We start from the raw sequence: 12,381 nt of genomic DNA, 5'->3' as shown, positions 1-12,381 counted from the left end.
GGTGAGAAAATTATAAATTGCTAATCAATATAAAATAATAATATTATGTTTTCAAAAGAAACTTACATCCGCCGCCGCAACCAATTGAAAAAAACAATAGGTTCGGGCATTCTCCTATTCCTCGGAAACGACGAATCCGGAATGAATTATGAAGACAATACCTACCCTTTCCGTCAGGATTCCACATTTCTTTATTTCTTCGGGCTTCCATATGCCGGACTAGCAGCCGTTATCAATATAGACGAAGATAAGGAGATCATATTCGGAGACGAACTTACTATCGACCAAATAGTATGGATGGGGACACAGCCTACATTGAAGGAAAAAAGTGAAAGAATCGGAGTAGCAAATATTCAACCGTATCCGTCATTAGGCAGTTATCTGTCAAAAGCGGCAACTAAAGGACAGAAAGTACATTACCTGCCAACTTACAGGGCGGAACATACACTCAGGCTAATGGACTGGACTGGTCTTAAACCTGCACAACAAGAGGCCTCCCTCCCATTTATTCAGGGTGTGGTAAATCAACGTATCTATAAATCGGAAGAAGAAATCGCTGAAATAGAAAAGGCCTGTGATATTACAGCCGATATGCACATTACCGCGATAAAGAAAGTCCGTGTAGGAATGAAAGAATATGAGGTGATGGCAGCACTGGAAGAAGTAGCCTATGCAGCCGGAGGAAGGCTCTCCTTCCCTACTATCGCCACAGTAAACGGACAAACATTGCACAATCACTATCACGGAAACACAGTAAAAGAAGGCGATATGTTCCTCATCGACGCCGGTGCGGAAACCGAAATGGGTTATGCAGGCGATATGTCGTCTACCATACCTGCCGGAAAGAAATTCTCGTCCCGCCAGAAAGACGTATATGATATTCAGGTAGCTTCACATATTGCATCGGTAGAAGCATTACGGCCGGGCATCCCGTTCAGGGAAGTGTATGAACTTTCGGCAAAGGTCATTTGCGAAGGGATGAAATCGCTGGGCCTGATGAAAGGTGATATGGACGAAGCTGTACAGGCCGGCGCTCATGCGATGTTTTTCCAGTGTGGACTGGGACATATGATGGGACTGGATGTACATGATATGGAAAATCTGGGTGAAGTTTGGGTAGGTTACAACGGAGAGCCCAAAAGTACGCAGTTCGGACGGAAATCGTTACGGTTGGGACGGAAACTGGAAGCGGGTTTTGTACTCACTATCGAGCCGGGCGTCTACTTTATACCCGAACTGATAGACTTATGGAAAGGTGAAAAGAAATTCGAAGAATTCATCAATTACGACAAGCTGGATGCATACAGGGACTTTGGCGGATTGCGTAACGAAGAAGATTTCCTCATTACAGAAACAGGTTCCCGCAGGTTAGGCAAAAAGATACCATTGACTACCGAAGAAGTAGAAGCTTTAAGATAACGATGCAGGATAGTAATAAAGCGCTTATTTATGGCGGCATTGCCGTATTAAGCTGGTCTACAGTAGCCACGATGTTTAAAACGGCATTGAAGTATTTCTCTCATTTCGAAATGCTTTTGGTTGCCAGTTTTACCGCGCTACTTATATTCAGCATAGCCATGACTATACTGAAAAAATGGTCAGACCTGCAAACTCTTCCCGCAAGGCAGTGGGGATGGTTTTCACTGGTCGGCTTACTCAATCCGGTAACTTATTATCTGGTCCTTTTCAAATCGTATGCTTTATTGCCTGCGCAAATAGCACAACCGATAAACTATTCATGGCCGATTGTATTGCTGGTCCTGCTGGCAATAATTGCCCGCCAGCCAATACCCAAGACAAAATATGCCGGCATGGCGCTGTCTCTCGGAGGAGTTGCCCTTATATCGTTAGGTTCGGGAAGTATAAGCGGACAGAGTTTACCTATTACAGGATTACTACTCGCTTTCCTAAGTGCATTTTTGTGGGCAACATATTGGATAGTAAATAATCAGAATAAAAAAGTGGATGGGATAGTCGCATTATTCCTCAGTTTCCTGTTTGGCTCATTATACTTACTGATAGGAGCTTTGTTTATAGGAGTCAGTCTGAATTCTGTGCCCGGAATATTATCCAGTATCTATGTAGGCGCTTTTGAGATGGGGATACCGTTCATCTTTTTCGGGCTGGCTATCAGGAAAACCAATAATCCGGCTTTGGTGAATCAGATGTGCTATTTATCGCCGTTTATTTCCCTTTTCCTGATTCATCTGATATTAGGGGAGCAAATATACGTGACTACATATGTGGGATTATTCCTGATCGTATTTGGTATCATATTCAATGAATATCTGACAAAGTATTTACGAAAAAAGGCTATTGACTAAATAAAAAAAGCCGGTATCAACCGGCTTTTTACTCTATATTCGGACTGATATTATTCAGTTCCTTCTTCCTCGTTCACAGGGGCAATCAGTTTATAACCTTTACCGTGGATATTGATGATCTCAATACTTGGGTCCGGTTTTAACAGTTTACGCAACTTTGTGATATATACGTCCATACTACGGGCATTGAAATAGTTGTCATCAACCCAGATTTGTTTCAGGGCATGATTTCTTTCCAATATGTCGTTAGCATGAGCACATAACAGAGCCAATAGTTCTGCTTCTTTAGTTGTTAGTTTGGTACTTTCACCATTGATAGTCAGAATTTGCTTTTGAGTATCAAAGTTCATATTACCGAATTGGTAAACCTGTTGTTCTTTACTTCTCTTTCCTTTTACACGACGGAAAATAGCCTCGATACGAAGAACAAGTTCTTCCATGCTGAACGGTTTTGTAATATAGTCGTCAGCTCCGGCCTTAAAGCCTTCAAGGATATCATCCTTCATATTCTTAGCGGTCAAGAATATAATAGGGATTTCCGTGTTGATTGCTCTGATTTCTTTTACCAGAGTGATACCGTCTTTCTTAGGCATCATCACATCCAGGATACACAGGTCGTATTTTTCTTTTACAAACCCTTTGTATCCAACTTCTCCGTCAATGTAAAGGTCAGTGTCGTAACCTTTTGCCTGAAGATACTCTCTTAGCAGCATACCAAGATTCTCATCATCTTCACATAAAAATAATTTCAATTTTTCTTCCATAACTTACTTATTTACATACAATTTATTTGAGTTGCTCATTATTCTTCATCACAGGCAGGCAAATAATAAACTTGGTGCCCTTTCCTAAATCACTCTCTGCTTTTATTGTTCCTTTGTGGTCTTCAACTATTTTCCTCACATATGCCAGTCCCAGGCCGAATCCTTTAACATCGTGCCTATTGCCTGTGGATACGCGATAGAAACGCTCAAAGATCTTCTTTACTAATTCTTTCTTTATACCTATGCCATTATCCTCTACTGAGATATACAATTTATTATTGCTATTCCATGTACGTATCATCAATTCCAGCGGCACATCTTCCCTTCTGTACTTCACCGCGTTATCCAATAGGTTAAATAACACATTGGTAAAATGCATTTTATCTGCTTCAATAGCTGATTCTGTGGCTTCCAAATCAATATCCAGATTACCGCCGAATTTTTCGACTTTTATTTGGAAAGTATTAGCTACACTTACAACCACATCGTTGGCATCCAGTTCTTTCATTTTCAGGGTTGCCTTTTGTTTCTCGAAAAGAGACATCTGCAAAACTTTTTCTACCTGAAAACTTAGCCGTTCGGTTTCATCGTTTATCACGCCTGATATATGTTTGAAAACTTCCGGTGACTTTGTTATAGAACCATCTTTCAGCATTTGTGCAGCTAAGGATATTGTCGACACAGGTGTCTTCAGTTCATGTGTCATATTATTCATAAAATCACTCTTCATTTCCGACAAACGCTTTTGGCGGAATGTAATATAAATGATTATGATAAACGTTACCAATAATATAAAGGTAAACAAAATTGACGGATATAGAAATTTTACCTCACTAAACAAGTATTTATCCTTATCAGGAAAATATACTTTCAGGTATGTAACCTTATCCTGCGGATCGTTAGGAAATAACGATTGGAGATAATAGTCCTTCCTGTTTTGCATCGTAAAAAACGGCTGCTGATATATTGGCTTGTCGTTTTTGTCCACCACTTCGTACTGGAACGGCAACTCTATACCATTCCCTTTTATCTCGTTTCTGATAAGAACTTCTAGCGATTTCAGGTTTACCCGTTCGGCTATAGGTATGCTACTTGCCGTATTTATGATACGGTTCAGCACCTCGTTCATTATATCGCTCTCGTAAAGATATTTCTTTTTTTGTTCATCCTGCATACCGAATATAGTTTTCGATATAGCATTCGTCCCACCTTTGCTAGGCGACTGGAAAATCTGGCTCTTCGGAGCCTGGGTAGTGGTCGACATATTCAACTCCATATTTATCTCCATATCGGGAGCTGTCATCTTCACCCTTTGCTGATGCGTTACGGTTTCTTCCTGCACCTGATTCTGCAAGGATAGTGATCTGTTATAAGCGGCCGCCTGTTTTTTCTGATTCTCGAGAAAAGCCTCATTCAGATACTTTTGTGTCTGATCGAGTTCCAAACTGCGAGAGACCTGCAGAAGGCTTCTGTTAATGATCTCATTAAACTGATCACTCCTTATCCTTATAGATTCCCGAAGGTAGGTTATTTGCAAATACAATAGGCCAAAGAACGCGAATGCCATTATTCCGGCGAGTATCCATATTGTCGATTTTTTCATTTTAGCCTCTCTATTCTATCAAGACTTGCTTACTTTAATTAAATAAATTTTATACGTCTTGGTTTTACTATTTAACAATTAAGACAAAGATATTGTTTAACATTTGAAAAAATAAACATAAAGGAAATATTTTTTCTATGCAAGCTTATAAATTTTTTTTATTGTATCAAAATAAATTTTAAACTTATTCCAAAATTACTATTTGTTGTCGGATATGACGATGATGAAATTAATGGCCTGTTCAGAATACGATCATAGAATGCCCTCAAAGTCAAAGACCTGCTCATTGCATAATCCGCCGATATTTTTAATGTTACAATAGTCGTGCCACTTGTTGCCTGCGTAAAATTCTCCTGTATCTTGCGAAGTAATGCTTCGACTGTTTTATGTGACAAGTCTGCTTTTATATTCAAATCGTTGTTGAACTGCCCTGTTGATTTCTGGCTCAGTCCTATCAGGCGGTTAAATTCGTTGATACGATATCCGAACCCAACTATAAATTCTTTCTGCAATGACTCTATAATCTGATAAGATGACATATTTAAGGTTAAAGTACGTGCATTATTATAACGTGTATTTATTGTCATATTATTATTCAATGTACCTTCAACTCCGAACAGAGGATTAAACACTTCGGATATGCCGACCGATGATATATTGTATGGTGAAGATGGTACCGGATTCCCGCTGAGTATATCACGTATATATCCTAGTTCGTCGTCTGCCTGTACCCAATTTGAGAAAGAATTATAATTACTCACCTGATAGTAACAGGTATAAGCATGACTCAGCCGTAAATTCTTAAATTTCTCTTTTATAAGTGGGATACTGGTCAGCCCGTCATATGCCACTGTCCAGTTGGGTAATATGGATAACAAAGACGGAAATGCTGTAAGCGCTATATTATCCGCGCTACGCCCCGTATAAGCAGATATAAATGCAGGAATAAGCACATCGGCGGAATTGACATCAACTTCCCCATTAGCAGCCGAATATGGCTTATTTATAAGGCCTGGAGTATTATCGCTGATAAAACCTCCCGCAGGATAAGATGTATTTCTATATTTAGCTTCTAATCTGTCTTTTATATGATACCTGTTTTCAAGGAATTTCTCGAAGGCAGCCGAATAATAACCGTTTTTAGCGTTACTGCTTTTAAGGGCTGAAGACAAGGCCACGGTGGTCATAGAGAAATTGCCGCCGAATGTCCTCATTGTATTCGGTGTATTATCTTCTAAAACAGTATATTGAACTTCTGTCCGCTTATTATCCTCATGTTTGGCATTCAGTTCTATCTTAAAGTCTTTGAACGGTTCTATCTGTGCTCTGAATTCGAATGTTTCAGCAGTATTAAAAACCGACGGCGACACATTCAGGGTATTCCCTACCAGCCAGTCCCTTTCTATCGACCTTTGTATAAAATCATCACCGCCCTCCAGTCCGAAAGCAAAGCCAAGCCCCGGAACCATTCCATAATCGGAACCTTTCTGACCAAACGCGTCGCCTATACCCGGTTTGAAACCTGAAATATACGTTTCGTTATGCCTTGAATAATTAAAACCTACCGTACGCAACGACATTAGTCCACGAGCCGAGTATTCAATTATATCCTGTAATACCTTCGATGTTCCGGTCTCCCGATACCTGCCTTCAATGCTTAACCGGATATTGGCCGAGTCTTTATTATTAATTAAGATTGTATTATCATCTACTTTTTTAAATTTGACAGTATATGCCTTTCCGTCTTTTCTCGCTGTCACCTGTATATTCTTAGTCTCGAGGCCATGTGTTACTGTAGTTGTGGTATCTCTGTGCAATATTACATCTTGAGTAAACCTGCGCTTTTCAGGTTCCCGTTTTTCGCGCTCACGCTGGCCGGGTGACTGCGACCTTCTCTTTGCATCGAAACGGTCGTTTACTCTCTTCAAGAATGATGACTTATTATATAACGAAGTCATATTAAACCGGTTTGTCAGTTCCAGCGTCATTGTATTGCTTATGGTATTGCCAATTTCCACACTATCGATATTAGCTCCGCGATCCCACTGATAACCGCTTGTGTAGCCGGCATTAGACGTAACCCAATCCATCGCCGGAATATTCTTGAAAGGAAGCTGGTATGTAATTTTTACTGCTTGCCGGTACGAAAGCGGATCTCCAAGGCTTCTCAGACTACGCATAACCGCATCTTTCCACGTATCATAGTGGTCCCTGTTCAGTTTTTTATTCACCTGCAGATACGGTTCTTCTATTTCTGCCCTGGTTCCCGACTGAAAAGAAAACTTCAGGTTACGGGTAAAGTCCCAATCGATATTAAAGTCCCTGTCCCATAAGAATGACTGGCTCCATGATAAAAACTGGCTCGCGGTACCTCCTCCCAGCCTGTAACTTTCTATATCGCGTAACGCAGTTTCGGTATAATACCGTACGATATTTGAATTGAAGGCAATATTGGACGGCAAATAATTAAAGCCTAAAGACCGGGCAAATTTCGCAGCCCCTGACTTACTCTTGGCATTTTTGAATGGTTCCCAGGTCTTTACCATCGGGCTGTATGAGTAGTTGAATGTGGCTCTGTAATTTTTACTCACATCGTACACCGTGGTTGGATTCTTCGTCTCACTCTGGCTATATGAATAGCCGAAACTAAAGTTTGCCGGGTCGTATGGCATCGGGGTCTTGCTCTGAATATTTACTTTAACATTATTCACACTAATACTCTTCGTAGTAGTTTTTTCCTCAGCCAGACTCCTTATTGAATCTTTTTCAGCCTTGGTTTCCACTATGCTCAAAGCTTCCTTTAATGTAACGTCCTGATCGAACGGATCATATTTAGGGGTAGTCGTCTGATTCGAATATGAATAATATAAAGGCAGGCTTACTTTAGCTTTTTCCGGGAAGAATTTACCCAATTCTATATTGGCAGCAATACTATATGTATGGTAATCATCGGAACGTCTCTCCATCAGCTTTTGGTCCAAAGCTCCGAATCCTACTGTTTCCTTCCGGCCCGAGACATTGATCGTACCCAGGTCGGATAGCGCCACATTCAGATTTCCCTGTGCTGCCCATCCGCCTTCTTCGTCAAAATCGGTTAGGCGAAGTTCGTTTATCCATACTTCTCCCGACTTGATCACCGTACTGTTATTTCTTACCCCAACCATTATCACATTAATTTCGGACAATGAAGGATTACCGATCACACTTACCCTGTTGTTTTGTTTATCAGGGTCATACTCGTAGTAGAGTGTCGTGTATGAAACGGCAGAACCCGCTTTTCGTTTTTCCCTGTTACGGTGCAATTTTACATCTTTCAACAATTCTAACGGAAAATCGAACATATTCTCGTTAGGCCATACCACATTCCTGTCGGTTGAGCCTTCGGGAGTTATTACTAAAGGTATCTCGTACTCATAGTAGTTATTCTTATAATCGGAACCCAGGCGGATAAATACAGTGAGGTCGCCTCTTACCAATTTCTCCCCGTCGATAAGTTCTTCGGCATGGGTGAACATTTGCAGGCGTTTATACCGCCTGAGATCATAATATGTATTTTTATAAATCGCCCGCGCGTCCCCTGCACTCAGGTCGTGTATCCGCATAGACAAGGATTGCTCATTCTCCTTTGTCATCTGTGCCTGATCGGGATCGGTGACGCGGCTAAGTCCCGGAGGAAGTACGTAATTTACAGGTTTACGGTCCGAATTTTCTTCTATATTTACTGTTGCAACATCAAGAGTCCCATTCCCTGACGGCTCATTATTTTTATTTAGTGTTTGTTCGTATGTACGCCAGTCGCCACGGACTAATTGCAATGTACCGAATCGCAGGAATGTTGCCTGATCGAAACCGGTCAGGAACATACGCATAAAGCGGATGCTCTTAAAGTCCGAAATATTCCCGATTTTTTCACCCTGACGTACCGGTACTTTAAACTGGTACCATGTTATTTCCCCATTTGTTCCATTACGAAGCGGCACTGTCATTTTACGGCTGTCAGCTATATAATTCTCGCCGACATTCATTTTTTTCGGGTCAAGCTCTATCCTGTACTGGAAATAGGCTTCTGTCTCATTCAACGTATTATCCTGATCTATATCCTCTACATCGGGGACAGGCCGGGCTGCGGTAGAATAACTCTCTGATGTCTGCCTGGTATCAGGGGAGTTTCCTTCGGTGTTATTATAATATTTATAACGGTCGAGGATACTTACCTCATCGCGGTCATAATCTGTCCCACGGTAGAAATGGTAAGTATCCCCGGCAGGGTCGTTCAGTGGTGAAAATGGATCAGCGTTTAATTTTTCTCTTGCCGCCGCCGATAGTTTGGCGTCATAATCCTGCAAATATCTACTATATGTACCAAATGTACGTTCTTCTTCTGTGCTCAACCCATTCAGTCCCACATCCTGCTTTCTGCGGGCATCGCTTCCGGCATTATCGTCAAAAGCATAGACAGTCGACTGGCGTTTGGGCACTTTACCCCATACGGTAGTTTCTGTAGCTTCGGGATCATCATTGACAGGAAGCCCGTTTTCAAAGAATTTTTTACCGTCTTTGAGTACGTCTTCCGATATTTCCCCCAGATTTATATATAATTCTCCCCCTTTAACCGTTCTGTCATAGACAAATGGGTCCATCAGCCAGAATTCGATATATTCCACATTTGACGCTTCAAAATCGCGAACATCCATCCGGCGGGTAATCCCTCCCCAACGGGTTTCCGGATCCCCAAGCTTCCCATCCGAATCTATATTGGTTGCGTCGAGGTTATAAGGGCCTCTCTCATTGGGGTAAAAAGACAAATTCAGGGCCGGAATAGTAGCAGCTTCATTAGACGGAATATCCTTTTGGGGATAAATCTCATACATATTGATCTCCCGTACGAAATGATTGGATAATTGTTCCTGGTCATTTTTTATATGATTAGGTGTCAGAGACGAACCTTTCCGGGTAAAAAGATTGTCTATCATAAACCACGAGAGCATGGCTCTGTTCATTCCATACCTGATACTGTCACTTAATCTTGCTTCATCAAATAGAATATTATTATCCTTACCCTTAGCGCCCAAAGGAGTCGATGCTAAAGTCCACGCATAAGGGTTTTTTATATCTATTCTAGATTGTGATGATTCGAAATCATCCAGATAAGAATATCCTCCCGCTTCTTTGCTCTGATAATGTCCGGGTATCATCTGGGCAAACTCGGCATTGAACGATATCTGCGATGGCTGGGTCGCTTCTACAAATGGCAACTTATCTACAAGATTTGTCAGCCACATCGATTCTGTTTTGTAGGATGTGTTCAGCCCCCACAAAGTATTTTTCACAGACTCGTCTCCAATCTGTGTTTTCATCGTCAGAGGCTTCTCATAGTAGTGCATAATAGTACCACCAATATTGAAATTTTTTGAGATATCGTAACTCAGATTAAGTCCCAGCAAAGTTTTTCGTTGCATATTAAAAGTTCTCCCCTCGGAAGAAACTTGTATCGGTGTATTGGAATCCAGCAAATTCTGATTGATAATAGTAACCCTTCCCGCGATATAATCGACTATATAGTCTACACCTTCGACCAAGGTAGCTCCTGCAGCGGTTAATTTCACGGAACCCTGAGGTATATTGGTGGCGTTAAGGTCTATCTCTGCATTACTGGAACCCGACCCGCGGTATGATCCTGATATTTTAAATTTATTCTTCTCTGCGATCTGCTGGGCAACAGTCAACGTGGAATCGTATAACTCCTGATAAACATATTTATCCGCAATGGCATTATTTCCTATCATCTGCCTCAAATGAGAGCCAAAAGGTTCGACCACAGGAAAGAAAACACGTCCGTTCTGCGACTTAACGGTATATCCTTCCACAAAATCGAAGATACCGTCACCTTTAGTGCCTTCTTTACTCGTTACTTCATTGTTGCGGGAATCGAGCCTGTCTAGATTCATTACTCTCAACAGCAGTTCATTCTTGATATTACCTTCCGGAATGTAATTTATATACGTACCAATAGTGTCTGACTGATAAGATATATTCAGCCTGAAATGGTCTTGTTGGACAGCATTATCACTTACCTTATATACGTTCTTCATCATCATATCCCAGGTGTAGGAGCGAGGAGAAAGAGAAACCGGCTTTATCAGCTTTATAAACAAAGCTCCGGATTTTGGATTGCCGGAATCATATTTATCCACAATATCAGTAGCCAGTTCACCCACCTTGTAATCTTTGCCGTTGGCTCTGTATGTATAAGCTACAGCAAGCACTTCATCGGCTTGCAGGGCCGAAGTCAGCGATATGTAACCCAATTGAGGATTAAAAGTATATTCAGCCTGGGTCAGCAACCGGGCGCTCTCTATTTTTTCATAATCGAGGCCGCTTTCTATATATCCGCTAAAAAGTCCCGTAATCTGGGATATATCTCTGGCTCCGGATTTTTCCGATTTAATGGTAGCATACAGATTATTTGCATCATTATCTGGATTGTCCGGCTTACCTACGGCGGCAGACCATTTACCATTCTTGATTTTTGTATGTTCACCGATATCGGCAAACGCTACTATATTACGGGATTGCGTATAATCCCCCCTCTTGTTCGTCACCCATACTTCAATATTTGTAATATTGACAGGCGACTGAATAAAAGGCAGTTTAGACATAGCCTTATCATAGTTGTCCCTAAAATAGTTGGATATGAAGAAATGCCTGTTGGCATCATATTGATCGGCTTTGAATTCGTACTCATTGGTTTGGATACCACCTTTCGAACTCGTAGTCTGAGATTCCGACTCTTGTTGCGATACTACCGTATTAATACGTAATTTACCAAACTGGAGTTCTGTATTGATACCGAAAAGAGATGTTCCTCCGTTAATGAGGGAGTTGGTGGTTGCCATGCTTACGTTTCCGGCTTCGATACGTTTTATTATCTCATCTTCCTTTCCCTCATATGCCAATTTTAGTTTTTTAGAATCAAAATCGAATAATGCCTTTGTGTCATAATTCATATCGAAATTGATCTTATCGCCTACAGATGCTGTTACGTTCATCTGTATATCCTCATTAAACTCAAAAGCTGTTTTACTTCTGTTGCGTTCCGATAAGGTCGGATTGTCTGTGCCTGTATGCTTGACTCCCATTGTGGCCTCTACATATCCTTGTGTCCTAACCTTTACTCCTCCAGGGCCAAAGAGCTTCTCGGCGGGACCGATATCCAGTTTTATATCCTTCAATGAAAATTCATCTTTTTCATCCTTATTGTTGTAGGTCTCTGCATTCTTTCCCTTAAAATAACTGGACATAGAGCGTTTCAGCGTATAGTCCATGTATTCTTTAGGAGTAAGTGAAAAAGGTGTTGAGATCTCCTGTTCTCCTACTTTTGTACGAAAGATGTATAGCTTTGTATTGGGATCATATTCTACCGAAGTCTCAATATTAGACGGAGTTTTCAGATCGGCCGGCGGATTATCTTTCAAATCGTCATATGTAGTTATCTGGATTTTCTTGACAGGATAACGGGGTACTGTATCCTGCGATTGCAATTCATCCGCATAGGCAAAAAAGGATACGGTCTTACCGGTAATACCGGAAAACAAACTTACAGAACTTATGAGGAGCGTAACTACATATGAATATTTGATATATTTTTTCAACTCTAAAAATAAATAACCGATAATAAGGTACCAAACCT

The 12,381-nt window shown here is 41.1% G+C and carries 5 protein-coding genes; 2 read left to right on the top strand and 3 right to left on the bottom strand.

Annotation, left to right across the window (positions count from 1 at the left end; translation table 11 throughout):
- Positions 1–45 precede the first annotated feature (45 nt).
- A complete protein-coding gene (locus tag ACFO6W_RS19035) occupies positions 46–1,419 on the top strand; it encodes an aminopeptidase P family protein (RefSeq protein WP_379999353.1) in 1,374 nt (457 codons plus the stop codon).
- 2 nt (positions 1,420–1,421) lie between these two features.
- Entirely contained in the window at positions 1,422–2,324 is a 903-nt protein-coding gene (locus ACFO6W_RS19030) for a DMT family transporter (protein ID WP_379999351.1), read from the top strand.
- Between the two features lie 50 nt (positions 2,325–2,374).
- Here ACFO6W_RS19030 and rprY read toward each other — a convergent pair whose 3' ends face one another.
- From rprY to sov, 3 genes are all read right to left on the bottom strand, one after another.
- On the bottom strand, positions 2,375–3,088 hold the full coding sequence (gene rprY / locus ACFO6W_RS19025) for a response regulator transcription factor RprY (RefSeq protein ID WP_379999348.1): 714 nt from the start codon (positions 3,086–3,088) through the stop codon (positions 2,375–2,377).
- 22 nt (positions 3,089–3,110) lie between these two features.
- Positions 3,111–4,691, bottom strand: coding sequence for a sensor histidine kinase (locus ACFO6W_RS19020; protein WP_379999346.1), 1,581 nt, complete (start codon positions 4,689–4,691; stop codon positions 3,111–3,113).
- Positions 4,692–4,849: 158 nt separating this feature from the next.
- Positions 4,850–12,343 carry a T9SS outer membrane translocon Sov/SprA gene (sov, locus tag ACFO6W_RS19015; protein WP_379999344.1) on the bottom strand — a complete coding sequence of 2,498 codons (7,494 nt, stop codon included), beginning with the start codon at positions 12,341–12,343 and terminating at the stop codon, positions 4,850–4,852.
- Between the last annotated feature and the right edge of the window lie 38 nt (positions 12,344–12,381).

The sequence above is a fragment of the Dysgonomonas termitidis genome, from assembly GCF_042654545.1.
Taxonomy (GTDB): Bacteria; Bacteroidota; Bacteroidia; order Bacteroidales; family Dysgonomonadaceae; genus Dysgonomonas; species Dysgonomonas termitidis.
The sequence above is the reverse complement of the archived record's forward strand: the minus strand, read 5'-3'. Positions and strand labels throughout refer to the sequence as shown.

Bases quoted from the DNA above. Each gene is read 5' to 3' on its own strand.
- ACFO6W_RS19035 (WP_379999353.1), top strand. From the start codon at position 46: ATGTTTTCAAAAGAAACTTACATCCGCCGCCGCAACCAATTGAAAAAA.
- rprY (WP_379999348.1), bottom strand. From the start codon at position 3,088: ATGGAAGAAAAATTGAAATTATTTTTATGTGAAGATGATGAGAATCTT.
- ACFO6W_RS19020 (WP_379999346.1), bottom strand. From the start codon at position 4,691: ATGAAAAAATCGACAATATGGATACTCGCCGGAATAATGGCATTCGCG.
- ACFO6W_RS19030 (WP_379999351.1), top strand. From the start codon at position 1,422: ATGCAGGATAGTAATAAAGCGCTTATTTATGGCGGCATTGCCGTATTA.